The following is a 24,868-nucleotide window of genomic DNA, read 5'->3' as shown; positions in this document are numbered from 1 at the left end:
ATATTCCGGAATTTATACCTGAATTCTCTTCTTTGTTCGGGGGAAAGCAGGAAAGAACTATCGGTGAAAACGCCAATTTGTCTTTGTTTCTATTCGTGTGGTTCGTAGTTAAAATCTCTCCTTGGGACCCTTGCGTAACATGAGGTAGTAATACTATAAAAAATTTACCGCAAAGGCGAAGAAGGAAGGCGAAAACAGGGAAGGTTGTTCTGTTCTCTGTTTTCGCCTTATGGTCTGGTTACGGGTTAACGACTAATTGCTCTTCCAGCCGGACTGATTGCCAGCGGTAGCCGTATCAAGATCAACGGTCCAGGTATAGGTTTTACCCTTTACAAGCGTTGTCTGTACTGTTGTTCCATCATTTGCATAGAAGTTGCTCGTACCGCTTATGGTAACGGCGGTATCAGCTACATTACCGACGACGATGGTTTGAGTACCACTATTGGAGCCTACAATTGTACCGGCGATGGTTGCCTTGCCGAGTATCGTAAGAGCAACCGTCGTCCCGCTGATAGTCAACGTGCTGTTGCTCCTGATATCCAGCGTCTCAGTGGCGAAAATTGGGAATGCGGATTGTAATGTTGCCGTTCCGTCAAGCTCATAACCGGTTGTTTTCAGGGTGAGGGCTCCCGTTACCAGCGCTATGGCCGCGGTAGTATCATCCCCATGGCCAATGATTGGCGTTGTGCCTGAGCCACGGTATCCTTCCGAGCCTGCTTTAAAGACGAAGCTGCCGGTACTCTCCGTGTCCCAGAGAGAACCGCCGCCGGCTTTCAGGTCCCTTAAGACACCGCCAGCCCGGATCTCTATCGTGCCTTTCAGATCACCGGTTGGTGTACCGCTACCAAGGGTTAAACTGCCCCCGTCCTGGATGTTGACCGTACCGGTTATCGTGGGTGCGTCTGCGCTGTCTCCGATAGTTAATGAACCGGGGAGATCTAAGGTACCGGCCAGGGAGAAGGCTCCATCAGCGATCTCAACCTCGGCGTTCTCCGCTATGGTGAAGGTGGCTCCCGCCTCTACCGTAACGCCGCCGGTGAACTCAACATTACTATCTGGCGGTATCAACAGAGGGGTGGTCGGAGTTACCGGCGTAGCGCCAGCGATAGTTGTCGAACCCCCGCCCGCTGGATTAGGCGTCTTGATGGTGCTTGCGGCAGTAAGGAGGTACCCATTAATCCGCGCGCCGGCAGCGGCGGAGAGGACGGCGTTCGCATCAAGAAATTCGGCGATACGGCCGGTAAAGGAGCCGCCGGCGGCGACCGAGGAAGCCTTGAGTTTGGTGATGGTGCCGACGGTCAGGGAACCACCGGATTCCACGGTGAAGCCAATGCCGTCCGCTTTACCAGCGGCGCTGGCCGCGATAAACGTGCCGTTCACGGTGAGCTGGGTAACGCCGGTAAGCACGTCGCCGGCCGCCGTTGTAATGGACAGACCGGCGGGTATAGTGATGGATTCTGCGGTTTCACTGACGATTGAGGTAACGGACAGGGACTGGCCGGGGCTTAGCTGACGAAGTTCCGCAAATTCGCTGGGTTTAAGGTTCGATTTACTAAGCACCAGGTTACTTGTACCGGTAGGTCCCGCCAAACGGGCGGGGAGGGTTCCCGGAGTAAGAATAGCCAGTAACTGGTAAATCTCGTCAAAGGTCAAATCTTCTTCATCGTCTATCACCAGGGTACTGCCGGCCAAAAAGCGCACGTTGGTACCCAGGACCGATACCCGCTCAACCCCCTGATCGGTGTAGTTGGTTACGTTGAGCCGTTGGTCGGTCACCAGGACCCCGTCGTCCTGCACCTGGACGCTGCCGGTGCTCCACAGGCTGATCGGGGTAGTATCGGTGGCAACCAGAGCGACCCCCCTCCCAACGATCACGGTGCCCCGGATATTAAGCCCGCTGATACCAGTCGGGGATAAGCTGTTGACAGTCGAGAAGGGGTCGACGGCGTCGGGGTCATAGCCGTTGTTTACGAGATAAATGGTCTTTTCCGGGGGAATAGCCAGACCCGCTACCGTAAACTGCTTATCGCTTCCGTTGAGATCGAAGAGGATCACCCGGATCTCGGGATCATCCAGGATTGCCTGGAAATCGGCGACCGTATTCACGGCCGCATCGATCACCAAGCCGTCGGGGCTGAACTGGGGCGCGGAATCATTCTCCGACGCCGGGTTCGAGCACCCGCCCAAAACTACTAAAACCAGCAGCGCCAGGGCTGCCGCTCCCAAAAACAGACTCTTTTTCAACATAGAGTCCTCCTTAAGCAATATGCACCCAGGATTAGATCTTGGGTGTCCCCGGCGTCATACGACGCCGGGAAGTTAAAAGAGGACCTACGCATTGTAATTATTGCCCTGGTGGGCTATGATTAACAGTGCGTAAGGCAAGCCCCGGTGGCAGCGTCAGTCGACCAAGAAAGTCACTGCCCCGGGGTCCCTCTTTACTAGAACCCCGATATATGTATCGGTTGCCGGAAAATTACCCGGCAGCCGAATGCTATTATTTTCTTAAAAACATACACTAATAATTATATCACACTTTAGTCCAAAAATCTTGTTTTTTTGAAAAAAAAGTGAAAAAAATACAAAAAAACGTCAAATTTCGGCGCTGGACGCCAAATTCACCGCAAAGGCGGTACATTATTAAGAAATTTACCACAAAGGCACAGAAGGCGAAGAAAAAGAGAAAGAAAAATAAGAGGAAGGAAAAACACCCTCAAAATATGACAGGCGCCAGGCTATGACACTCCTAATTCCTCTCTTAATTCCCTTCTTCGCCTTCTGCGCCTTCGTGGTTAAATTCTCTTTCTCCATGTATCAGGCATATTAGCCTTTATACGGTACTAGAGAATCTGCTCATCTATGGGTTTGCCCCCGGGAACCATGGGCAGGACCTTTTCGTCCTGGTCGATGTGGGCGTCGATCAGCGCCGCCTTGCCCTGGGCCAGTTCCCGCAAAGCCCGGTCCAGAACCGCCCGGAAGGTATCCTCAGTATCGGCCCGGTAGCCGGAAAGCCCATAGGCCTCGGCGAGTTTGACAAAGTCCGGGGGGCGGTCTAGGGTGGTCTCCGCGTAACGTTCCTCATAAAAAAGGGTCTGCCACTGCCGGACCATGCCCAGGGTGCGGTTGTTGAAGATCAGGATCAGGAGGGGAATTCCGTAGGCGGTGAGGGTTGCCATTTCGGCGCAGTTCATCCTGAAGGAACCGTCCCCGGTAAAAAGCGCCGCGGGCCGTTTGGGGTTTGCTATTTTTGCCCCCAGGATTGCCCCCAGGCCGAATCCCATGGTCCCCAGGCCCCCGGAGGTAAGAAAGGAACGGGGCTTGGAGAAGGGGAAGAACTGGGCGGTCCACATCTGATGCTGCCCCACGTCGGTGGCCACCAGGGCGTCATAGCCCAGGCCCCGGGCGGTCTCCTCAATGATGAACCGGGGGTGGAGTTTGGTTTTCCGGTGATGGGCCGCGGGAACATGGGTTTTCCATTTTTCAATGTCCCCGTTCCAGCCGGTTTCCATGGCGGCGGGGAGTTTTTTAAGGAGCTTTTGGATAATATCCTTGATATCCCCCACCACCCAGGCTTCGGTCCGGATGTTTTTGTTGATCTCCGCGGGGTCTATGTCGAGGTGCAGGATCTTTGCCCCCTTGGCAAATTTATCGGTTCGGCTGGTCACCCGGTCGGAAAACCGGGCGCCGATAGCCACCAACAGGTCCGCCTTTTGAACCGCCTTGTTGGAGGCCACGGTGCCGTGCATGCCGATAAGCCCCGTACAAAGCCGGTGTTCCCGGGGAATGGCCCCAATCCCCATGAGGCTGAGGGCCACCGGCGCGTTGAGCCGTTCCGCCAACTGGGTAAGCTCCCCGGAAGCATCGGAGATAATAACCCCGCCCCCGGCATAGAGTACCGGCCGCCGGGCGCCGCCCAGGAGCCGCACCGCCCGGTTCAGGTCCTCCTCGGTATAGGTGGCCCCCCGGACCCGCTCCAGCAGCCGCCGGGCCCGGGCGCCGGCGGCGCCGCTTGCTTCGGCGTGGTCCGAAGCGGCGGGCAGGGACGACAGGGCCCACTTTTTTACCCGGCCCTTCCGCCCCGAATCTTCCAGGGGGATCCACTCCCCCAGGGCGGCGGTAACGTCCTTGGGAATATCGATGAGTACCGGGCCGGGCCGGGCGGTCCGGGCCACGATAAAGGCCTCCCGGATCACCTCGGCCAGTTCCTTCACGTCCTTGACGATCCAGTTGTGTTTTACGATGGGCATGGTGATCCCGGCGATATCCACTTCCTGAAAGCTGTCCTTGCCCAGGAGGGGGACGGTGACGTTCCCGGTGATCGCCACCAGGGGGACCGAGTCCATGGCGGCGGTGGCAATACCGGTTACCAGGTTGGTCGCGCCGGGACCCGAGGTGGCGATACATACCCCCACCTTTCCGGTGGACCGGGCGTAACCGTCCGCCGCGTGGGCGGCGTGCTGCTCGTGGCTTACCAGGATGTGCCGGATCCGGTCCCGGTGTTTGAATAATTCATCGTATATAAATAAAACCGCCCCGCCGGGGAAGCCAAATACCGTATCCACCCCCTGTTCAATAAGGGTCTCAATTAAAATGCGGGCGCCAGAGTACACCATGCTGCTTCTTTCCTCCACGTTAATCGGCGCCAGGCGCCTTGAACACCGCTCCCGCGGCGGCGGAACTTACCTGCCGGGCATACCGGGCAAGGTAACCGGAACTCACTTTGGGGGGCAGGGGCTTCCAGGCGGCTTTCCGCCGGGCCAGTTCCCCGTCGTCCAGCCCTACGTTGATGCTCCGGCCCCCAATGTCGATGACGATGCGGTCCCCCTCCCGGAGGAGGGCGATGGGCCCCCCTTCGGCGGCCTCCGGGGAGACGTGGCCTATGGCGGCCCCCTTGGTCGCCCCGGAGAAGCGGCCGTCGGTGATGAGGGCCACCTTATCGTCCAGTCCCCGGCCGGCCAGGGCGGCGGTGGGGGCAAGCATTTCCTTCATCCCCGGTCCGCCCCGGGGCCCCTCATAACGGATGACGATCACGTCCCCGGGGACTATCTTTCCCCCCATGATGGCGTCGAAAGCGGTTTCTTCGGAATCAAAGATCCGGGCCGGGCCCTCGTGCTTAAGCATGGCGGGAGCGACGGCGCTCTGTTTGACCACGCAGCCCCCGGGGGCAAGGTTCCCCCACAGGGCGGCGAGTCCCCCGGTTGCCGAGTAGGGGTGCTCCAGGGGCCGGATGACTTCGGTATTCCGGTTCTCCGCGCCCTTCAGGGCGTCCCCCAGCATACCGTATACCGTAGGGGCCGCGGGGTCGATCAGGCGCTTCTTTGCCAGTTCCGCGAGGACCGCGGGGACCCCCCCGGCGGCGTGGAGATCCTCAACGGCGGCCCTTCCCGCGGGGGCGAGCTTGCAAAGGTTGGGGGTCACGGCGCTGACCCGGTTGAGCAGGTCCAGGTCCAGGCTGAAACCCGCCTCACAGGCTATGGCGGGGAGGTGCAGGGCGGTATTGGTGGAACAACCCAGGGCCATGTCCAGGGCCAGAGCGTTCATAAAGGCCCCCCTGGTCAGGATGGACCGGGGGCGCAGATCCTTTCGCAAAACCTCCAGGGCTAAAATTCCGGTCTTCTTGGCAAGCCGCTGCCGTTCCGCCATCACCGCGGGGATGGTGCCGTTCCCCGGCAGGGCCATCCCCAGGGCCTCGGTAACGCAGTTCATGGAGTTGGCGGTGAACATCCCCGCACAGGACCCGCAGCCCGGACAGGCGGCATCCTCCAGGGCGGTGAGTTCGGCCTCGCTCATGTTACCCGCCCCCACGGCCCCCACCGCCTCAAACATGGTGGTCAGGGTTATGGGCGAATCCTTCTGCCCCTCGGAGTCCCGCCGGCGGCCCGCCAGCATAGGCCCTCCGGAAACAAAAACCGCGGGCAGGTTGAGCCGGGCCGCGGCCATGAGCATCCCCGGCACGATCTTGTCGCAGTTGGGGATAAAGATCAGGGCGTCAAACCCATGGGCCATGACCATACATTCGATGGAATCGGCGATAAGTTCCCGGGTAGGGAGGGAATAACGCATCCCCTCATGGCCCATGGCGATTCCGTCACATACGCCGATCACCGGAAAGCTTACCGGGACCCCCCCGGCAAGGCGTACCCCGTCGGCGGCGGCCTTGGCCAGGATGTCCAGATGGATATGCCCCGGAACGATCTCGCTCTTTGCCGCCGCAATACCGATGAGCGGCCGGGTAAACTCCTCGTCGATGAACCCCAGGGCCTTAAAAAGGGATCGGTGCGGCGCCCGGGCCACCCCTTTATTAACCGCGTCACTTCTCATTTTTCGCTCCTCCCATTCCATGCTTCAGCCTTTTCCGCTGTCTTTTCACCCCTCACCGAGTAACGCCTTCAACACGGCGGCTCCCATTTCCCGGGTGCCGACAATTCTTTCGGTCCCCCCCGGATCCCCCCGGCCGGCGATGTCCGCTGTCCGCAGCCCCGCATCCAGGACGGCGTTTACCGCGGCCTCAATGGCCAGGGCCTCTGTTTCAAGGCCAAAGGAATAGCGGAGCATCATGGCGGCGGAGAGGATCGCCGCCAGGGGATTGGCGATATCCCGGCCAGCGATGTCCGGGGCGGAACCGTGGATGGGTTCGTAGATCCCCCGGGGCCCCTTTTGCCCCGGGGCGGAGGCGGGATCCCCCAGGCTTGCGGAGGCAAGCATGCCGATGGAGCCGGTGATGACCGAAGCCTCGTCGGAGAGGATGTCCCCGAAGAGGTTGGAGGTGACGATCACGTCGAACTGGCCCGGGGATCGGACCAACTGCATGGCACAATTATCCACATACATATATGAAGTTTCAATATGGGGGTACTCCCGGGAGAGGGCCTGGGTCAGTTCTCGCCAGAGCCGGGAAGATTCAAGGACATTGGCCTTATCCACCATACAGAGTTTTTTCCGGCGGACCTCCGCGGCGGCATAGGCGATACGGAGGACCCGCTCGATCTCAACCTTGGAATAGGTTTCGGTATCAAAGGCGGAGTTTCCATCATCGCTCCGGCCCCGCTTGCCAAAGTAGATTCCCCCGGTCAGTTCCCGGACGATAAGGAGATCGAAGCCCCCCGTACCCGGGGGATTATCCGCGGCCAGAACCTCGTCCTTGAGGGGGCAGGCGGACCAGAGCTGGGGCAGCAGGGCTGCGGGCCGCAGGTTGGCGTAAACCCCAAGGCCCGCCCGGAGCCCCAGGAGGGCCCGTTCCGGCCGCAGGTTTCCCGGCAAGGTTTCCCATTTCGGCCCTCCCACGGCCCCCAAAAGCAGGGCATCGCATTGTTTGGCCGCCTCCAGAGTCTCCGGGGGCAGCGGCTCCCCGGTATGGTCAATGGCACAGCCTCCGGCTTCCAATTCAACGTAGTTAAACACATGGCCGAATTTATCCCCCGCCGCGTCCAGGACCTCCGTGGCCTGGGCAACCACATCAGGTCCTATCCCGTCGCCGGGAACCAGGGCAATCGAATAATTCACCGCTTTTCTCCTCGATTCAAGGTTGGGTTCCCCAAGAGTTTTGGGAATTTTATTAGTATAAAGTAAAAGGGGCTTGTAATCATTCCTATACAGATGTATAGTACTATTATGGATTTGGGAGAAAAAATCGCCATCTTGGCGGGGGCGGCAAAATACGACGCCTCCTGCGCTTCCTCCGGGAGCAGCGGCCGGGGTACCCGGTTCGGCTTTGCCGAACCCGCCGGGATATGCCATAGCTGGACCGAAGACGGCCGCTGCGTCAGCCTCCTCAAGGTCCTTTACTCCAATAGCTGCCGCTTCGACTGCGCCTACTGTGTAAACCGGGCCTCGGCGGACACCCGGCGGACCTCCTTTACCGTGGAGGAGCTGGTGGAACTTACCTGCCAATTTTACCGGCGGAACTATATTGAAGGGCTTTTCCTTTCCTCCGGGATCTTTGCCGATCCCGATATTGTTATGGAAAAACTCATCGAAACCGCGAAAAAACTGCGGACCGAGGCGGGATATGGGGGATACATCCACCTTAAGATCATCCCCGGGGCCGGGGAAAAACTGATCCGCCGGGCGGGGCTCTACGCGGACCGGTTAAGCGCCAACATTGAACTGCCCACCGACAAAAGCCTGCAGGCCCTGGCCCCGCAAAAATCCGGGAAGGTGATCCTGGGGGCCATGGAGGAGGTGGCCGAAACCGGGGCCCAGTTTGCGGAGGACCGGCGGCATAGCCGTTTTTTGCCCCAGGGTAAAACGGCCCCGCCGGTGTTTGCCCCGGCGGGACAGAGCACCCAGCTCATCGTGGGGGCCAGCGAAGAGGACGACCGGCAAATTATCTCCCTCTCCGGGGCGCTTTACCGCAAATTCTCCCTGCGCCGGGTCTACTATTCCGCCTTTGTCCCCCCGGGCGTTCCCGGCAGGGGGGGTATCCCGGACCCCCGGCTCCCGGATATTCCCGGCCCCCCCCTGGTTCGGGAACACCGGCTGTATCAGGCGGATTGGCTCCTCCGGTTTTACCACTTCCGGCCCGAGGAGATCCTGGATCAATCCACCCCGTTTCTGGACCCCCACCTGGACCCGAAAACCGTATGGGCCCTGAAAAATTTGGACCAATTCCCCCGGGAAATAAACACCGCGGACTACGAAGTCCTCCTGCGGGTGCCGGGGATTGGGGCAAAAAGCGCCCGGCGTATCCTGGAGGTCCGGCGATCCCGGTCCCTCTCCTTTGACGGCCTCAGGCGTCTGGGGGTGGTCATGAAACGGGCCAAGTATTTTATCACCCTTTCCGGTGCCTTTATGGACCGGCCCGACGATCCCCGCCGGATCCGCCGCTTTCTTTCGGACAGCGACGGCGCGGGGCTTCAGCTTCCTCTCTTTGAGTTTTAGGGGATCGGGCATAGGGAGGAGGAACAGGGATGACGGTAAGTTATGACGGGACCTTTGAGGGGCTCCTCACGATCCTCGCCGGGGTTTGCCGGGGGGCGCCCCTGCCGGACCGGATCTACCGGATCCTTCCCCGGGAAGCCCCGGATCAGGGGGATCTTTTTGGTTTTGGCGGGCTCCCCGAGGGGGACTTTTGCCCCAGTTCCGGGGAGGAGGCCGCGGCCCTGGCGGAAGCATTCTTTGAACTTTCCGCCGCAGCCTACGACAGTTTCCTCTGCGGCTGGATGAGCGAGCTTTCCCTCGAGGCGGAATGTATCCGCTTTGGCGGGAGGCTTTTTTCCGCGGCCCGTGCCGCGGCGGCAGGGGCCGGCACAGGGATGGACTCCCCGGAGGCGCGGCGCGGCGCGGAGCGGGCCGCCACCGACCGGGGCATACCCGCGGTGAGGACGGTGCTTGACGCGGCCTACAAGGTCAGACACGAGACGGACCGGCTCCTGGGGTTCCTCCGGTTCAGGTCCGATACCCGGGGAACCTATATGGCCCGCTGCGCCCCGGACCATTTTGTCCTTCCCCGGCTGGCCGGTCACTTTTCCCGCCGTTTCGGGGACGCCCCCTGGCTTATCATCGACGAAAAGCGGGGGCTTTGCCTTGTGGGGGACGGGAAGGGAGAGCCGCGCCTGTTGAGCCCGGCGGCGCTGCCCCGGGAAACCGCCTTTTTCCGCGGGGGGGAAGATCCCTGGGAGGAACTTTGGCGGACCTACCACGGCTCGATTAATAACCCCCTCCGGAAAAATCCCGGCCTGCAGCGGCAGTTTATGCCCGCCCGGTACTGGAAGTACCTCCCCGAAATGGGAAAGCCCCGGTAATTTGTAGCAGCCGCCTTCCCCTTAACGGGCCCGGCCCTCGGCGTCCACCGCCTCCTTTTCACGCCCTATGGCGCGGAAGATCTCCGCGGAACGCCGGTAGGCGGCCCGGGCCTCATCGCCCCGGGCGGCTTTTTGGTATACATCCCCCAGGGCAAGCCAGTCCATGCCCAGGCCGTAACTGTTTTCCGCCCGGCGGTCCAGGGCCAGGGCCTGGGAAAGGGCCTCTAGGGCAACGTCATAGCGGCCGGAAACGGAGCGGACCGAGGCGATGAGGTACCAGTCATAGGCGGCCAGCTCCAGATACCTATCCTTTTCATGGATGTCCAGGGCCCTGGTCAGGGCATTTTCCGCTTCGGTCCAGCGACGGAGTTCCTTTTCCGCAAGGCCGATGACGGTCCACCCCAGGGCGCTGTTGAGCTTATCCGACTTGAGCCGGGCCAAATCTTCGGTTACCGCCTTGATAACCTGCTCCGCCGTATCGCCGCCTTCGCCCAAAATCAGGGCGCTCCGGGCCATGTAGATCCGGCTGGCCGCGGCAAGCTCCCCCTCCCCGGCCCGTTCCGCCTCCGCCAGGGCGGCGTCCCAGAGGGCCCGGGCTTCTGCAATACGGCCCAGGGAAAAAAGGACATTCCCCTGGGAAAGCCACACCCGGATCAACAGGGGCGGCCGGTCGGTGCTGGCGGCCAGACGCCGGGCCTCCTCCAATAGGGTCAGGGCCCCCTCGTAATTCCCCCGGTCCGCCTCCCGGTTGGCCAGGTTAAGCTGGGTTTCGGTCTCATTCCGGAGGGTAAATAGCTCCGCCGGACGTTCCGGCGCCGAAGAACAGGCCCCCGGGGCAAAAACCGCCAGAGCAAAAAACAGGGCCATCCCCGGAAGGGGGCAACCGGTCCTTTTCTCACGCTTTTTTCCCATCATACTCCTCATGCTATTCCCCTTTAAAAGGATATATCCCGGGGATTGGTACCGTTGGTCTGAACTTCAACCGGGGGAGGCACCCCCTTCTTGAGGAGGGGGTTGTTCAACAGGGCGGTCAGCACATCTTCGGCGCTCTTAAGGACATCCCGCAGCTCGGAAACGACCCCGGGTACCTGGGAAGGCAAAATAGCGGTGGCCTTTTCCAGGTTCCCTAAGGTGCCTGATACGGATTTGAGGGAGGCCTCCAGATTGGTATACACCGCCCCTTCCGTATCAAGCACGGTGAAAACCAAACCCTCCGGTTCAATTAATTGGGCGGCGAGAATTTCCAAATCGCCGCTTATATTTTTAATATCCCGCAAAATGGGGTCCAGGCTCACGTTCACCAGTTCGTCTATCCCCCCCAGGGTGCGGCCCAGGGAGGTTTTATCGGTTCCGGCAAGGGCCTCGTTTACTTCCACCAACACCTCGTCCAGATCGTGTAAAATTACGTTAACCTCCGGGAGGAGCTCGGTATTGAACTGGCCTAAGACCCGGTCAATCTGGGCCAACAACTGGGTTATGCTGTCATCCCGGGCGGGGACCTGGGCCAGGCCCATTTTGATAAGATTCTGCCCCTGGGGGGAGTGTACCACCGGTACCAGGGACCCCTCTTCCAGCAGTTCCTCCCCAAGGCCGGAATAAAAAAGAAATTGATTGCCCAGGCCTATGGGACTGACCATCAGTTCCACCAGGGATCCCTGCTTAACCCGGCTGACATATTTATCGTAAATAGAAAAGGTTACCTCCACCTTGTCCTCATCGGTGAGGACAAAGGATTTTATGTTTCCTATGGGAAAACCCTTGTACTGAACCACCATATTATCCCCCAGTCCCGAGGCCGAATCCAAATAGGTCTTGAAAAGGTAGTCCTTGGCGAACCACCGCTGCTTGGATCCGAGCATAATGATCACGAAAACCAAGATGACCAGGGCGACAATAATAAGAAAACCCACTATTTGGTCCGCAAAACGTATCTTAAATTTCATGAGGCGATTCCCTTCTCCACAATCTGAGCCAAATTTTCATCTTCCACGATTTGTTCCCTCGTAAAGGTAAAAGCGAGCTCTCCCTCCTGGATCATGATAAGATAATCGGCAAGATTTTTGATGATCCTAAAATCATGGCTCACCAGGATGATGGTATTCCCCTCCTCCCGGCGGCGCTGCACGATCCTGATAAGACGCTGGGCCGCGCTGTCATCCAAGGATTCGGTCCATTCGTCCAGAAAAAGCAGGGTGGGCCGGCAGAGCATGGCCCGGGCAAAGGCAATAAGTTTTTGCTCCCCCATGGACAACATGGAGGGCCGCATATCCAGGGCCCTTTTATATCCCACCTCCGCGAGGACCTCGGCGATCCGTTTATCCCGGTCCTCTTTGGTCATCCGGGGAAAATGTACCCGCAAGGGAAGTTCCAGGATCTGATCCAGGTTTTGGTTTGCCCAGAGGGCCGAATCCTGAAATACCACCGCCCCTTCCTTACGAAAGGCCAGGTTTTCTTTCCGGCTCATGACGGAAATATTTTTTCCCCGGAAACAAACCTCCCCGCGGCTGGGAACCAAGAGCCCCGCGGAAAGTTTCAGCACCGTACTTTTGCCGCCCCCCGAGGGCCCTACCAGGGCCGTGGTTTTACCTTCCTCAAACCGGCAGGAAACGTTCCGAACCACCTTCACGTTTTGGGCAAAAAAAGAGGTGTTTTTTAACTCAATAATGCTGTCGGCCATGCGTAATTCCCCTTCGATCTCCTCCTAGATGAGAGACATATAGTAGAGGGCGGTCAGGACGATATCCAGGATGATGCACCCGGCAAAGGCGGCCCCCACCGCCTTGAGTCCCGCCACGGGGATCTCCGTACTGGCCCGTTCCACCTCAAACCCCCGGCTGATGGCCACAATGGCAATAATCATCCCAAAGCCCAGGCTTTTCATAATTGAAATAAGTATATCATGGATTGACAATATCTGAAGCAAATTATCAAAATAAATTACGGCCGGCATGGGATTAAACAACTGGGCGACCAGAAATGAACCGGCCAGGCCGAAAATGGAAAAATAAATGTTCAGCAAAAAAAGGGAAATGGTTACCCCCAAAAACCGGGGAACCGCCAGGTATTCGATGGGGTCAACGCCCACGGAAATGTAGGCTTCCACCTCGTGGGAGATAACCATGCCGGCAATTTCAGTGGCAATGGCCGTTGCCGACCGGGCTATGATGATAAAAGCCGCCAAAAGCGGGCCCAATTCCCGGGTGATGATGGTGATGAGCAGGGTATAGATGAGCCGTTCCTGGGAAAGTTTCGCCAAAAAAGGAATCCCGATGACATTAACCGCCGCCCCTATCCCAATCGCCAGGAGGGAGGAAATGCCCAGGGCCTCCACAAAGGTAAAGAGGATCTGCATAATCAGGATCTTAAAAGAAACCCTGCCCCGGAATAAAAAATATCCCACCCCCTTAAGGGTTCTGACAAAAAACCCAAAAGTATACAGGGGCTTGGTAAATAAAGAGATCAGTATATTCATACCCTAAATTTTATTATAATAGAATATTACCTGGTATTTGTCCATGTACAATACTTATAATGCTGGCTATACTTAAAAGGTTACTCGTTCAAAATTGAAGTTCTGAATTAGCCTGAGGGGAACGGCCTGGTTATGGGAAAAAGGATTCATTCACTGAGATTTGCCTTTATTTTAGTGTTGGGCATCGGTTTTATTATCTTTACCGCCGCCTTCATCATCCTCTCCCGGGGTATCGTCCTGGAGGCCTTATTCCGGTCGGAAAATGTTTATGTGGACCGGCAGGGCATAGCGGCCGCCGATATTTTTGAAAAGATAGAACAGGCCCTTAACCTGCTGGTTTTATTCCTGGTAGGCGGTTTGATCCTCCTGGTCCTGGTCGTCTACGGCATTATGGTCCGGTATTTTTTATCCCCCCTGGAGCGGCTTTCCCGGGATATTCACAAAATCACCAGCGGCAACCGGCTGGATACGGGGTCCTATTCATCCAGTAACGAATTTCAGATCCTCTGCTCCTCTATCAATAATATGCTGGAAAAACTCAACCAGTCATCGGTTTCTACCAATGTGTTTAAAAGTATCCTCAACAGCATAGGGGCCGACCTCTACGTTTCCGATCCCGAATCCTACGAGATCCTTTTTATCAACGATTCCATGAAGGCCCATTACGGTTTGGATGACCGGGTTATCGGGCAGACCTGTTGGAAGGTATTTTACCAGGGTTTTGAGGGGCCCTGCCCCTTCTGCCCCAATAAAAAACTCTCCGAAAATTCCGGCACGGTCGAGGTGTCGGAGGTATTCAACAATCTGACCAACCGGTACTATAAAAATACCGACTGCCTTATAGAGTGGGGTAAAAATAAATACGCCCATCTCCAGCACAGCGTGGATATAAGCGAATTGAAAGCCGCCGGGGCCACCCTCAAAAAACGGCTCCAGCAGCAGGAACTGATGTCCGCGATTTCCCAGACCTTTATCTCCTCCGAAAGCCAGGCTACCCTGCTCCACAATGCCCTCCTGATGATCGGCAGGTTTATGAACGTGGGTAAAACCGTCCTGCTCAAGCTCAATACCGCTGCCAACACCCTGGAATTTGAACACGAATGGTACAATGACGGCCAGGATCTGCCCCGTCTTTCAAAACAGTCCCTGCCCTTTAAGCCGGGGGAAATATTCTACGATACCTTTATCACCCAAGGGGACGTTTATCTGACCTGTAATAACGTAGATGAAAATCCCAAACTGGCCGCCCTCTACGCCTCCCAGGGGATAAAGGCCTTTATCAATGTTCCCATCTTTGTATACGGTCAATTTTGGGGAGTATTGGGTATTAACGACTGTCTTCTCAAACACGCCTGGGATGAAAGCGATATACAGACCCTCAGGCTTATCGCCAACGCCATCGCCGGGTTGATTATCCGGAACAATACCGAGGAACAGCTGGTGCGGATGTCCTCTATCGTGAACAGCTCCCCCCTATATATATCATATATTACCCCCTCGGGGCGGTTTGAATATTTTAATCAGGGAGTTTTAAGCAGCACCGGTTACAGCGCCGACGAACTTAAAACCCATGGCATATATCTCCTTTTTAATGAACATACCGGACAGCAGATCCGTAAAAAATTCATCCCCCAAATTTTAGAGCAGGGGACCTTTCAAGCGGAAATCCCCCTGATCCGGAAAGACGGGGAGATCCGGATCTTATCCCTGTCCGCCTTTACCACCGACGCGAAAAAAGACGGCATCGGGGTCATAGCTTCGGATATCACCGAAAAAAGGCAGCTGGAACGGGACCTTATCGCCGCCAAGGAACAGGCGGAACAATCAAACCTGGCAAAAAGTAATTTTCTCTCCCGGATGAGCCATGAAATGCGTACCCCCATGAACGCCATCATCGGCATGACCACCATCGCCCAATCCTCTCATGATCCTGAACGGAAGGAATATTGCCTTGCCAAGATCAACGAAGCTTCGAACCACCTCCTGGGGGTAATCAACGATATCCTGGATATGTCCAAAATTGAGGCGGGCAAATTTGAATTGTCTTATACGGAATTCAATTTTGAAAAAATGCTTCAGCGGATCACCAATGTGATGAACTTCAAATTTGATGAGAAGCATCAGAATTTTGTGGTCCGGGTCGCCCGGGATGTACCGGAAAGCATCATCGCCGACGAACAACGGCTCGCCCAGATCCTTACCAATCTGCTCTCCAACGCGGGAAAATTCACCCCTGAAAGCGGAACCATTATCCTCGCAATAAAAAAGCGAGCCAATGACGCTATCGACAACAATAAGCTCTGTACCCTGCATTTTGAGGTAACCGATACGGGCATAGGCATAGCCCCGGACCAGCAAAAAAGGCTTTTTTCGTTGTTTGAGCAAGCCGACGGCAGTATAGCCCGAAAGTACGGGGGAACCGGGCTGGGGCTTTCCATATCCAAAAGCCTGGTGGAACTTATGGGGGGTGAAATATGGGTGGAATCCGAATTGGAAAAGGGGGCTACCTTTTTCTTTGAGATTACCGTAGAACGGGGGACTTCCCAAAACAGCCGGGAGGGGCTCAAGGTCCAGATAAATTGGGAAAAAATCCATATCCTGGTGGTGGATGATTCCCCGGAGGTACTGGAATATTTTAAGGATTTTACCGAATCCAAGGGGATCCGCTGTTCCGTCGCTTCCGATGGAATCGAGGCGTATGACCTTATCAAAGCGGGCTACGATCAGGTGACGGGGGAGACGCCCTTTGATTTGGTTTTTGCGGATTGGCGTATGCCCCGGATGAACGGCATAGAATTAACCAAAAAGATCAAAGAGCAATTCGGGGAACATGTCGTGGTGATCATGATCTCCGCCGCCGAATGGGAAACCATTGAAACGGATGCCAAAAACGCGGGGGTGGACGGCTTTATCCCCAAGCCGCTTTTCCCCTCGCAAATAGTGGACTGTATCAGTACCCATTTGAATTTACAAAAATTCGTTACCGAAAAACCGGCGGAGGAATCCCCCGGGGACCGTATCTTTGAGGGCTTTACCCTGTTACTGGCCGAAGACGTAGAGATAAACCGGGAAATTGTGCTTACCCTTTTGGAGGACACCGGAATTACCATTGATTGCGCCGAAAACGGAATTGAGGCGCTTGCGATGTTTAAAGAAGCCCCCGCCAGGTACCAACTGATCCTGATGGATATCCACATGCCTGAAATGGATGGGTTTGAGGCCACCCGGCAGATCCGGGCCCTGGAGGTAAAAGAGGCAAAAACCGTTACCATCATGGCCATGACCGCCAATGTGTTCCGGGAGGATATCGAAAAATGCTTTGCCGCGGGGATGAACGATCACCTGGGAAAACCGATAGATATTGATGAACTGCTGGAAAAATTAAAAAAACACCTCCTGCGACCGGCCCATTAAGATCTGTGCGTAAAAGGGGCGGGTCCAAATGCGCTAAAATGAATTCGCCGGCAAAAGGGATAAACTGCTTATTTTCTTGTTGACACTACGTAATATTACGTGTATTTTTGATTAAGGATGAAGAATGACCAAGCGGGAGCTTGAAAAAATCCTAACCCAATCCGGATGGGTGATCACCCACGGTAAAGGACATGATATGGCGACAAACCCGCAAATGCCGGGAGTAAAGATCCCTATACCCCGGCATAGCGGTGACATCCCAAAAGGGACGGCAAAATCTATCCTAAAGGACGCAGGGCTGGAGTAGGCTCAAGTCGGACATAGGAGAAACGAATGAAGTATGTATATCCGGCAATTTTCACTCCCGAAGACGGGAATATCCTGGTCAGTGTCCCCGATTTACCGGGGCTTCACATGTTCGGAAGCAGTTTAGCGGAAGCCATCTATATGGCGCAGGATGCCATAGAAATGTGGTTGTGGGATGCGGAGAATAAGGGTGAGTTCATACCCCCGGCGTCCGGTCAAGGAGAAATCACCAAGCTCTGCAAATTTCCGGACCAGTTTGTGAATCTCGTTGCCGCCGATACTGACGAGTACCGGCGGCAAAATGATACGCGGGCTGTCAAAAAAACCCTGTCAATTCCTGCATGGCTTAACCATCAGGCGGAAAAGGCCAATGCGCCTTTTTCCCAGATATTACAGCAGGGTTTGAAGGAATATCTGCATATTGTCCAATGAAAAAGAGGCGGCTTAAACTTCATCCGACTCGGGACGGGCGGATTTGAACCGCCGATCTCTTGCTCCCAAAGCAAGCGCCTTAGCCTCTAGGCTACATCCCGAAAAACGTATCTACTTTCGAGGTATCATACATAAAAACAACGGGATGATCAATTCCGGCGGCAGGACATAAACCCGGTTTGATAGAGCAACGGGCTAATCGTCCTCGTCGTCGCCTCCTAGGGGGAACATATAAAGGTCCTGTATCTTAAAGGTCCGGTTTATGGAAAAGGAGCGGACGGATTTTAATTCGCTGGTAACCGGGATCTGAAAGAAATGATGCAGCGCCTCCATCCCCGGCGCATCAACCTTGATAGCGTATTTAAAGATCCGGTGTATATTTTCCCCCTCCGCGGGGATGGCTTCGGGCCAAAAGGTAAAGGTTCCTTTCGTGTTTTTTACCAGGGTATAGGGATTTTGCCAATTCTTATCCTTCATCCCTACCAATTGTCCATCCTGGTAGAGCTCTACCACAATATCCGCCAGGGGCTCAAAATTTATTCCGTTAAATAAGCGGCCGATGATGGTGGGGATATTAAATACAAGCCGGTCCGAGGGCTCATTATCGGCAACGGTATGGTCCCGGTGGCTGGAATAGGGCCGTTGATTATGGCTTACCCGCTTGAGTCCCTCGTGGATTAACGAAACAATATCCGCTTCCAGTTGCTGCCGCTCGATGGGTTCCTGTTCAACCCGGGCAACCCCGCGGTTTGATATGATGTAATAGGGACTGGCGCGGTTCAATACAAAACAAGCCGTATCAAGGCGGCACTGATTACAGGTACAAAGTCCATGAGGATTATCCCCCTTATCAATCTCATCAAAAATTTCATTAATTGCCCGAAAAACAACATCCTCAATTGTATTATGTACATCCATAAATTACCTCACCATCTATAACTGTAACCATTTTTTCTTTTTATGCAATATATCAAAAAGCCCTCCGGCGGATTTTATATCATTTTCATAACCCGGAGCTACAAAAATCCGGATAATCCTCAGAGTTTTTATAAACCCGTCCCCCCCCTGGGTCTTAAAGACACTGGAACTTTCGGAAAAATAATGGCCCTCATCGCGTACATACAGTCCGGTTTCAAAGGAAATCGGCTCGGGTAAATCAATAATAAGCTCCTCCGGAGGTACCGGTCTTCCGATAAGTTCCGAAAATTCCCGGGCAAGGGCCTGTTCATGGTAATAACGGCGTTCGATATCCAATAAACTCCGGTGAATCGACTCATCAAAGGGGAATTCCGCCGCCGACCCGTAAAGATACCCGTCCCGGACTTTTTCCGCCAGGGAAAAAAGGGGCACGGGCCGGCCGGCCATCAGGGTAAATAAACCCTGGTCATCCAGGTTGTAAAGCTCCTCCCGGGCAATAGCCCCCGCGTTAAGCCCGGCGAGGAGGGCCTTTTTTATCATCGCCGTGGCGGATCGAACCGACCGGTGCCAATAGACCGACCGGTACATCAGGTATTTTGAAAAAAGGATCGATTCCACGCTGGGGATTCCCCGGGAATCAATATCAAAACCCCGCTCCGGCTGGGGATGAAGCCGGCTGAAGATAAAATCCACATCCTGGGCCCCATAGGGTACCCCACAATACCGGGCGTCCCGGTTCAAATAGTCGAGTTTATCCGGATCCAGGGCCCCGGAAAGTAATTTCCGGTAAAAAACCAACTCCTGGTTCTTATGTGCCGGCAGCGCAACATCCACGACAGCGGCGGTAAAATAGGGGTCTCCCCCGGCATCGGCCACCAGGCTTTTTACCGGTTCCGACAGGATGATTTTACCGGTTAATTCCTCATGGGAGGCCAGGGGCAATTCCTTGAGAGAATGGGCGTAGGGAAAGTGTCCCAGATCGTGGAGCAGGGCGGCGCAGAGGAAGGACCGGCCCCCGGTAAAACTAAGCCACCGGTCCGCGCCCCGTTCGGCCAGGTTGAGGAGGAGCCGCCGGGCCAGGTGATACACCCCGATGGAATGGGCCGCCCGGGTATGGGTGGCGCCGGGATAGGTCCCATAGGCAGGCCCGAGTTGAAAGATCCGAAAGAGCCGCATAAAGGGGGCGGACTTGGTCAGGGCGGCTAATTGGGGGGTCAGATAAATATGACCCCAAAGTACGTCCCGGATGGGGTCGGTGAACCCCTCCCGAAGGGCCGCGTAAATGTCATTCCCCATGGCTATTTTCCTTTACTAAAATAGTAATAGTACCGGCCTCTCCTAGCCAGATACCCTTTGACCTTTTTTCCATAAGTATAGTATACTTTGTTGCATGAAAAGGCAAATGGTTGCTTTTATGGGTCTTCTTATCGGAGGCTCGTTATGTTTTTGGGGACCAGACTTTTCATTTTCCCAAAGCAATGATACAATTCCCGCAGCAGATATTCCCAGTGTTGGAACTATCCCTCCGGTTTTGCTGCGGCCCCAGCGGGGGGAAGCCCTTCGTTATCCCCGGGATGTACTCATCGGCGAATTGGGTCGGGGACAGGTAGCGGAGGATGCCTATGTTTTTGCCCGGAGTCTTATGGTAGCCCTGCTCTACAAAAATAGAAATTCCCGGCTCCTTACATCCCTGGGAAGCGCTTTTTGGGATGATTTTTTCAGGACCCTTGATCAGGTGAGTCCCCGTAAATACCATCTGGGCGGGGGCAAGGAAGAAGTCGACGGAAGCACTTCTTTTCTGTTCCGGTTTATCGGCAGCGGACAGGGAATAGCCGGGGAATTATACCTGCGAAAAGAAAACAACAACTGGTTTCTTGAAGAGATCATATTAGAAACGATAAAAGCTATAGGAGAAGGGGAAGAACCGTACAAATACGATTTTTCGCCCTATGAACGATTTTTTTAAGGGAAACTATGGCAACACCAATTAAAAGAATCGAAAAAGATTTTCTCCTCAAGACCATCTACGATGAAAAGCTGCCGATTAGATATTGGTATAACCGCACGGAATATGTGCTGACCGTAGATCGGCCGGTTAAAGACGCGCTTTATCTCAGGCCGGATCATCCCGTGGAAGGGCTTAGACTTAAAAAAAAGATGGACCTTATGTTTGACTACCGGGGCCGGTTTGTGAGCTTTTCCGTAAGGGTAAATACCATTAAGGACAATATTATCGTCACCGATGTGCCGGAAGTTCTCTTCAGAAATTTGGCCCGTTCCTACTCCCGGGTCAGCACCCCCCAGGACCTTCAGATTCAGCTCAATTTTTTGGGAGACCGATACGTCCTCAGTTATCCCAAGATATCCGAATATGAACCCGAGGGCTTGAGCGATTTTATGCAGCGGGTGGATATTAAAAACTTCTCGGGGCTGGTTATGCAATTAGCCCAATGGATTAAGAAAAACGCCAATGGATATAAACTGGTCCTTTTTAAGGACGTAAAACCCACCACCGTCGAAGAACGGCTCCTCGCCGAAACCGGAAAGGCCTTTTTCCTCCCTTCGACCCTGTCCAAACTGCCCCAGACCGATCCCTATCCAAAAAAAAGACTTATCACCGAGGAAATGTTCCTTCGTTATCTGGAAAGTACCGGGGTCGGAGAAAACCATCTGGAGGAAGCCCTCGACCGGTTTATCCGGGGAAAATACGAGGCCGGGATCCTTTCCGACGTCTGGATTCCTATACTTTTCCAGGAATACGTCATTGGGTATGTCCACGCCTGGATTAATAGCGAAGGAATGCCCCCCTTTAATTTTTCCATTGTAACGATCCTCTATCAATTTACCAGTGTTTTTGCCTTTTCTTTAAAAGTAAACGGATATTTTGAGACGGGTAAATTAAAAAACAAATCCATTGACGGCAAGGTCATTGATATCAGCGCGTCGGGCTTGCTTTTTGCCTATCCCCACTCACCGCTTTCCGCCGCCCTGCTGCCGGACAGTGAATTGGCGATCAAACTGAGCGTCCCCAACCGGACCATCCAGACCAATGCCAAGATAGTCCGGCAGTATAGAGATAATTCCATGGGCTATTTCGGCTGCCGTTTTTTGGATATGGCCCCGGAGGATATGCGGTTTCTCTTTGAATATATCTACGGTAAACCCCTGACGGATGCGGACGCCGCCTTTCTGGCCGGCGAAGTTTAGGGAGCCCCGGAACCGGGAAGGGGGATGTCGTCGTAACGGCCGGAATTGTTCCAATAGGTAAAGCCGGCATTTCCCGCGGCCCGAACCCCCGCTATTTCCCGGCGGACATAATCGGCGTTATAGTAGGTACGGTCATAGGCAACGTTGAGGAAAAAGGCCTGCACATAGGGCCGTACCACAATTTTGTTCCGGGCGATGCGGGCGGTCCGTTTGATACCCTGGTAATAGATCCGGTAGGGGCGGAGTTCCGCCGGGGCCTGGGCGAGAAAGTCCTGCTCAAAATGACTGGGGTAATACATGGGACAGATCACATCCACATAGGGAGCCAAAAGTTCCACTTCCTGCCCGGTTCGGGCCCCGGTCCGGTACCAGCCGTTGGCGCCGTAAATATCAATGGAAATGGGGGCATTGATCCGGGACCGGATATGGCGGAGGAAGGAGAGGATCGCGCTTTCCATATCCATCCCCTCTTCCCGCCAACGGTACCGGGCATTGCCAAGGTTAACCCCGTCGGTGGGAAACCGGATATAATCAAACTGAATTTCATCAAACCCCCGCTCATGGAGCTCCTGGGAGACGGCGGCGATATATTCCCAGACTTCTTCGGAATAGGGGTCCACCCAGCGTTCATCGTAGAAGGTTCGGACAATCTCATACTCAGGATCATCCGCCGGGAGGATCTGGACCAGGGGGTCCTGGTTTTCCGCCGGGGCCTGGCCGGGAGGGGGTTTTCGCTGCCGCCGGTCATAGTAACCGGTCCAGGGCCGGTTGGTTGGGGAATCCCAAACCGCGTATTTTCCCCCCGCCTTCCCGGCGAGTTCCGGGTCCTTAAAAACCACGATCCGGGCAACCGTATAAATTCCCCGGTCCTTCATGGTTTTAAGAAATTGATCGATATCCACGGGCCTGAAAACCCGGCCCTTCTCGGTAATCGCCGGGTTGCGGGGGGTAAACCGGAGACGCCCCCAATCATCCTTCATGTCCACCACCACCATGTTAAGCCCGCGGTTCTCTAGCAGATCCAGGTACGGGTTAAGGCTTTTCTCGTCCATGGTATGATTTACCGGCAGGTAGATCCCCTCCTTAGCCGACGCGGTATACGCATAGGAACCGCCGTTCCCGGCGGCCCCGTCTAAAAGCCAAAGTTCCGAGAGGGTAATAGGCTCATCATCGGGGTTATCCATAAAAAGACACTGGGGCTTGCCGCCGACAAGCCGGGGAAGGTCCGCGATGATCCGCTTGATATCCGGCCGCTGCCTTCCCTCCCGGGAGGGATCCCGGGGGAAGATTTCCATGACGGCCCCGTCCCGGATAAACCGGAGGGCCCTTTTTCCAGCGGAAAGGGAATCTACGGCGCCCTCCTCCGCAGGGTCGGACCAGAGGGGGAGGAAACGCTTCTCCGCCCAGTTTAAGCGGTATATACGGCGGCGGAAGGTCTGGGAAACATAGATCTCCCCGGGGGATGACTCCTCTTCCGGCAAAACCACGGCGATATCCGAAACTTCATCGGGGTTATTGGTGGTTTCCATTTTCTCAAGCCCGTCGCCCAGTTCCGTCCACTGGGCCCCGGTTTTGCCGGGGGTAATATAATAAATACCGTAAATACTATGGGAAAGAAACACCGTAAGTTCCGGGAGTTCCGCCACCGCCACCGCCTTAATTCCGTTGGAACGATAGGGGGGCGCCCCCAAACTCTCCCAACGGAGCCCCCCGTTCCGGGTAAGAAAAACCATATCCTTGGTGGCGCAGACCATAATATCCGGGTTCCCCGGATTATATTCCAGGTCCTTTATCTCCTGGATCAGGGGCATAAAAGATTTTTGCCCCCCTTCGTATACCTTGATGGTTTTTACCGGAAGCCCCTCGTTCCTGGTTTCCCAGTTCCACAGGTCCCGGGAAACCAGGACCCCCTGCTCTCCCAGGGCGGCCCAAAAAGAACCGGCCCGCAGGATTTTCCGCACCTCCAGACCGGTTCTGAGGGGGAAGACATTTCCGTGGGCGGTCAAACTGTATAAGCCCGTATCGGTCCCGATAAGCATGGCCCCCCCCGCCGGGAAGGTCTGGGCAAAAACCGGAAGGGGGCAATAAGCCCGGAAAAGGACAAAAAAAAGCGTTATTCCTTGGAAAAGCTTCTTCATATAAAAACTTTACCCCACATGCCAAGACTAGTACAGTACCGCCCCCATGATTATACTATGGATATGGGAAATAATGGGAACAGTCTTACCAAAATTTTCGGTATTTTAACCAGCGGTGGAGATTGTCCGGGGTTAAATGCCGCTATCCGCGGGGTATGCCGGGCGGCCTATGACCGGTACCATATGCAGGTCCTGGGGATTGCCAACGGGTACCGGGGGCTTATCGAGGGGGATGCCCGGTTCCTGACCCCCTGGGATTTTTCCGGGATCCTTACCCGGGGGGGAACCATCCTGGGGACAAGCCGGGAAAAACCCTTTAAATCCAAACCCGGCGACTACGACCATGCCCTGGAAGCGGATAAGGTGGAGGCCATCAAGGAAAATTACCGTAAGTTCAACCTGGATTGCCTCGTGGTCCTGGGGGGAAACGGGACCAATACCACCGGCTACCTTCTGGCCAAGGAGGGGCTTAATATCATCGGCCTTCCCAAAACCATAGACAACGACATCGTTGGTACGGATCGTACCTTCGGCTTCCATTCCGCCCTTTCCATCGCCACCGAGGCCATTGACCGGCTTCATTCCACGGCCCAAAGCCATAACCGGGTTATCGTGATCGAGCTTATGGGCCATAAAACCGGCTGGCTTTCCCTCTACGCCGGGGTGGCCGGGGGCGGGGATGTGATCCTGATCCCGGAAAAACCCTACGACATCAAGGCCATCGGCCGGCACCTGGAAAAACGCTTCCAAAGCGGCCGGGGCTTTTCCATTGTGGTGGCCGCCGAAGGGGCCCTCTCGGTGGAGGAGGCAAGGATGGATAAAAAGGAGCGGAAGAAATACCGGGAGCAGAACCCTTCCCTGGCGTATAAGGTGGCCCGGGAGATTGAGGCGGAGACGGGGATGGAAACCAGGGCCACGGTGCTCGGTTATGTACAGCGGGGGGGGATCCCCAGCGCCTCGGACCGGGTCCTGGCTACGAGCCTGGGGACCGCCGCGGCGGAACTCCTGGCCAAGGGGAAATACGGCAGGATGGCCGCCCTTTTGGGCAATGAGGTCGGCTCCATTGATTTAAGCATCCCCGCGGGCAAGGTCAAATACGTCCCGGAGGATCACTATATGATCGACACCGCCCTGGCGGTGGGGACCTGCATGGGGTAAGGTCCTTTGCAAAAGGATTACTTACCCATGTTATGCAGGAAGAATAGGATCAACCACGAACGACACGAACACCACGAACT

General features: G+C 55.5%; 19 protein-coding genes and 1 tRNA gene. 8 read left to right on the top strand and 12 right to left on the bottom strand.

Going from position 1 to position 24,868, the window contains the following annotated elements:
* Positions 1 to 252 precede the first annotated feature (252 nt).
* The 4 genes from LQZ21_RS10420 to leuB form a co-directional block, all read right to left on the bottom strand.
* Positions 253 to 2,247 carry an autotransporter outer membrane beta-barrel domain-containing protein gene (locus tag LQZ21_RS10420; RefSeq protein WP_411044273.1) on the bottom strand — a complete coding sequence of 665 codons (1,995 nt, stop codon included), beginning with the start codon at positions 2,245 to 2,247 and terminating at the stop codon, positions 253 to 255.
* A 593-nt stretch (positions 2,248 to 2,840) separates the two neighbouring features.
* A complete protein-coding gene (gene ilvB / locus LQZ21_RS10415) occupies positions 2,841 to 4,613 on the bottom strand; it encodes a biosynthetic-type acetolactate synthase large subunit (protein WP_411044272.1) in 1,773 nt (590 codons plus the stop codon).
* 19 nt (positions 4,614 to 4,632) lie between these two features.
* Entirely contained in the window at positions 4,633 to 6,321 is a 1,689-nt protein-coding gene (gene ilvD, locus LQZ21_RS10410) for a dihydroxy-acid dehydratase (protein WP_411044271.1), read from the bottom strand.
* A 45-nt stretch (positions 6,322 to 6,366) separates the two neighbouring features.
* Positions 6,367 to 7,503 (bottom strand): 3-isopropylmalate dehydrogenase, encoded by a 1,137-nt coding sequence (gene leuB / locus LQZ21_RS10405; protein ID WP_411044270.1) that lies wholly within the window; start codon positions 7,501 to 7,503, stop codon positions 6,367 to 6,369.
* 108 nt (positions 7,504 to 7,611) lie between these two features.
* Here leuB and LQZ21_RS10400 point away from each other — a divergent pair, with 108 nt between their 5' ends.
* Both LQZ21_RS10400 and LQZ21_RS10395 read left to right on the top strand, forming a co-directional pair.
* Positions 7,612 to 8,880: a putative DNA modification/repair radical SAM protein gene (locus LQZ21_RS10400; protein ID WP_411044269.1), complete on the top strand. Its 1,269-nt coding sequence runs from the start codon at positions 7,612 to 7,614 to the stop codon at positions 8,878 to 8,880.
* A gap of 29 nt (positions 8,881 to 8,909) precedes the next feature.
* Positions 8,910 to 9,743 carry a TIGR03915 family putative DNA repair protein gene (locus tag LQZ21_RS10395; RefSeq protein ID WP_411044268.1) on the top strand — a complete coding sequence of 278 codons (834 nt, stop codon included), beginning with the start codon at positions 8,910 to 8,912 and terminating at the stop codon, positions 9,741 to 9,743.
* A gap of 21 nt (positions 9,744 to 9,764) precedes the next feature.
* Here the strand turns inward: LQZ21_RS10395 and LQZ21_RS10390 are convergent, their stop codons facing one another.
* From LQZ21_RS10390 to LQZ21_RS10375, 4 genes are read right to left on the bottom strand one after another with little or no spacing between them, the layout of a single operon-like run.
* Complete coding sequence (locus tag LQZ21_RS10390) at positions 9,765 to 10,658, bottom strand: tetratricopeptide repeat protein (protein WP_411044267.1); 894 nt, start codon at positions 10,656 to 10,658, stop codon at positions 9,765 to 9,767.
* Positions 10,659 to 10,678: 20 nt separating this feature from the next.
* Complete coding sequence (locus LQZ21_RS10385; protein WP_411044266.1) at positions 10,679 to 11,686, bottom strand: MlaD family protein; 1,008 nt, start codon at positions 11,684 to 11,686, stop codon at positions 10,679 to 10,681.
* Positions 11,683 to 12,420, bottom strand: coding sequence for an ATP-binding cassette domain-containing protein (locus tag LQZ21_RS10380; RefSeq protein WP_411044265.1), 738 nt, complete (start codon positions 12,418 to 12,420; stop codon positions 11,683 to 11,685). Before LQZ21_RS10380 ends, LQZ21_RS10385 begins: the two co-directional genes overlap by 4 nt.
* Before the next feature lie 24 nt (positions 12,421 to 12,444).
* Positions 12,445 to 13,215, bottom strand: a complete 771-nt coding sequence (locus LQZ21_RS10375) for an ABC transporter permease (RefSeq protein ID WP_411044264.1) — start codon at positions 13,213 to 13,215, stop codon at positions 12,445 to 12,447.
* Positions 13,216 to 13,347: 132 nt separating this feature from the next.
* On the opposite strand from LQZ21_RS10375, the gene LQZ21_RS10370 reads away from it, so the two are divergent.
* The 3 genes from LQZ21_RS10370 to LQZ21_RS10360 all read left to right on the top strand — a co-directional run bounded on the left by LQZ21_RS10370 (position 13,348) and on the right by LQZ21_RS10360 (position 17,367).
* Positions 13,348 to 16,629 (top strand): response regulator, encoded by a 3,282-nt coding sequence (locus LQZ21_RS10370; protein ID WP_411044263.1) that lies wholly within the window; start codon positions 13,348 to 13,350, stop codon positions 16,627 to 16,629.
* 124 nt (positions 16,630 to 16,753) lie between these two features.
* Entirely contained in the window at positions 16,754 to 16,936 is a 183-nt protein-coding gene (locus LQZ21_RS10365) for a type II toxin-antitoxin system HicA family toxin (RefSeq protein WP_411044262.1), read from the top strand.
* Positions 16,937 to 16,962: 26 nt separating this feature from the next.
* Complete coding sequence (locus LQZ21_RS10360; RefSeq protein WP_411044261.1) at positions 16,963 to 17,367, top strand: type II toxin-antitoxin system HicB family antitoxin; 405 nt, start codon at positions 16,963 to 16,965, stop codon at positions 17,365 to 17,367.
* Between the two features lie 28 nt (positions 17,368 to 17,395).
* On the opposite strand, the gene LQZ21_RS10355 is transcribed toward LQZ21_RS10360, so the two are convergent.
* From LQZ21_RS10355 to LQZ21_RS10345, 3 genes are all read right to left on the bottom strand, one after another.
* A tRNA-Pro gene (locus LQZ21_RS10355) sits at positions 17,396 to 17,468 on the bottom strand.
* A gap of 94 nt (positions 17,469 to 17,562) precedes the next feature.
* The gene (locus tag LQZ21_RS10350) at positions 17,563 to 18,285 is read right to left on the bottom strand and encodes a late competence development ComFB family protein (RefSeq protein WP_411044260.1); all 723 of its coding nucleotides are present in this window, start codon (positions 18,283 to 18,285) and stop codon (positions 17,563 to 17,565) included.
* 15 nt (positions 18,286 to 18,300) lie between these two features.
* Positions 18,301 to 19,581, bottom strand: coding sequence for an HD domain-containing protein (locus tag LQZ21_RS10345; RefSeq protein ID WP_411044259.1), 1,281 nt, complete (start codon positions 19,579 to 19,581; stop codon positions 18,301 to 18,303).
* Positions 19,582 to 19,675: 94 nt separating this feature from the next.
* Here LQZ21_RS10345 and LQZ21_RS10340 point away from each other — a divergent pair, with 94 nt between their 5' ends.
* Both LQZ21_RS10340 and LQZ21_RS10335 read left to right on the top strand, forming a co-directional pair.
* The gene (locus LQZ21_RS10340) at positions 19,676 to 20,251 is read left to right on the top strand and encodes a hypothetical protein (RefSeq protein WP_411044258.1); all 576 of its coding nucleotides are present in this window, start codon (positions 19,676 to 19,678) and stop codon (positions 20,249 to 20,251) included.
* An 8-nt stretch (positions 20,252 to 20,259) separates the two neighbouring features.
* Complete coding sequence (locus LQZ21_RS10335; protein ID WP_411044257.1) at positions 20,260 to 21,492, top strand: PilZ domain-containing protein; 1,233 nt, start codon at positions 20,260 to 20,262, stop codon at positions 21,490 to 21,492.
* On the opposite strand, the gene LQZ21_RS10330 is transcribed toward LQZ21_RS10335, so the two are convergent.
* The gene (locus LQZ21_RS10330) at positions 21,489 to 23,630 is read right to left on the bottom strand and encodes a putative glycoside hydrolase (RefSeq protein WP_411044256.1); all 2,142 of its coding nucleotides are present in this window, start codon (positions 23,628 to 23,630) and stop codon (positions 21,489 to 21,491) included. The two genes, LQZ21_RS10335 and LQZ21_RS10330, sit on opposite strands and share 4 nt — an antisense overlap.
* A 63-nt stretch (positions 23,631 to 23,693) precedes the next feature.
* Here LQZ21_RS10330 and LQZ21_RS10325 point away from each other — a divergent pair, with 63 nt between their 5' ends.
* Positions 23,694 to 24,788 carry a 6-phosphofructokinase gene (locus LQZ21_RS10325; protein ID WP_411044255.1) on the top strand — a complete coding sequence of 365 codons (1,095 nt, stop codon included), beginning with the start codon at positions 23,694 to 23,696 and terminating at the stop codon, positions 24,786 to 24,788.
* Positions 24,789 to 24,868: the final 80 nt, after the last annotated feature.

Source organism: Treponema sp. TIM-1 (genome assembly GCF_046533115.1).
In the GTDB taxonomy this organism is placed as follows: Bacteria; Spirochaetota; Spirochaetia; order Treponematales; family Breznakiellaceae; genus JAIRMO01.
This window is presented reverse-complemented; position numbering and strand designations above follow the sequence as displayed.

Bases quoted from the DNA above. Each gene is read 5' to 3' on its own strand.
- LQZ21_RS10380 (WP_411044265.1), bottom strand. From the start codon at position 12,420: ATGGCCGACAGCATTATTGAGTTAAAAAACACCTCTTTTTTTGCCCAA.
- LQZ21_RS10420 (WP_411044273.1), bottom strand. From the start codon at position 2,247: ATGTTGAAAAAGAGTCTGTTTTTGGGAGCGGCAGCCCTGGCGCTGCTG.
- LQZ21_RS10400 (WP_411044269.1), top strand. From the start codon at position 7,612: ATGGATTTGGGAGAAAAAATCGCCATCTTGGCGGGGGCGGCAAAATAC.
- LQZ21_RS10330 (WP_411044256.1), bottom strand. From the start codon at position 23,630: ATGAAGAAGCTTTTCCAAGGAATAACGCTTTTTTTTGTCCTTTTCCGG.
- ilvB (WP_411044272.1), bottom strand. From the start codon at position 4,613: ATGGTGTACTCTGGCGCCCGCATTTTAATTGAGACCCTTATTGAACAG.
- LQZ21_RS10325 (WP_411044255.1), top strand. From the start codon at position 23,694: ATGGGAAATAATGGGAACAGTCTTACCAAAATTTTCGGTATTTTAACC.
- LQZ21_RS10395 (WP_411044268.1), top strand. From the start codon at position 8,910: ATGACGGTAAGTTATGACGGGACCTTTGAGGGGCTCCTCACGATCCTC.
- LQZ21_RS10360 (WP_411044261.1), top strand. From the start codon at position 16,963: ATGAAGTATGTATATCCGGCAATTTTCACTCCCGAAGACGGGAATATC.
- LQZ21_RS10370 (WP_411044263.1), top strand. From the start codon at position 13,348: ATGGGAAAAAGGATTCATTCACTGAGATTTGCCTTTATTTTAGTGTTG.
- LQZ21_RS10375 (WP_411044264.1), bottom strand. From the start codon at position 13,215: ATGAATATACTGATCTCTTTATTTACCAAGCCCCTGTATACTTTTGGG.
- LQZ21_RS10385 (WP_411044266.1), bottom strand. From the start codon at position 11,686: ATGAAATTTAAGATACGTTTTGCGGACCAAATAGTGGGTTTTCTTATT.
- LQZ21_RS10350 (WP_411044260.1), bottom strand. From the start codon at position 18,285: ATGGATGTACATAATACAATTGAGGATGTTGTTTTTCGGGCAATTAAT.
- LQZ21_RS10335 (WP_411044257.1), top strand. From the start codon at position 20,260: ATGGCAACACCAATTAAAAGAATCGAAAAAGATTTTCTCCTCAAGACC.
- LQZ21_RS10365 (WP_411044262.1), top strand. From the start codon at position 16,754: ATGACCAAGCGGGAGCTTGAAAAAATCCTAACCCAATCCGGATGGGTG.
- LQZ21_RS10340 (WP_411044258.1), top strand. From the start codon at position 19,676: ATGAAAAGGCAAATGGTTGCTTTTATGGGTCTTCTTATCGGAGGCTCG.
- LQZ21_RS10390 (WP_411044267.1), bottom strand. From the start codon at position 10,658: ATGATGGGAAAAAAGCGTGAGAAAAGGACCGGTTGCCCCCTTCCGGGG.
- ilvD (WP_411044271.1), bottom strand. From the start codon at position 6,321: ATGAGAAGTGACGCGGTTAATAAAGGGGTGGCCCGGGCGCCGCACCGA.
- LQZ21_RS10345 (WP_411044259.1), bottom strand. From the start codon at position 19,581: ATGGGGAATGACATTTACGCGGCCCTTCGGGAGGGGTTCACCGACCCC.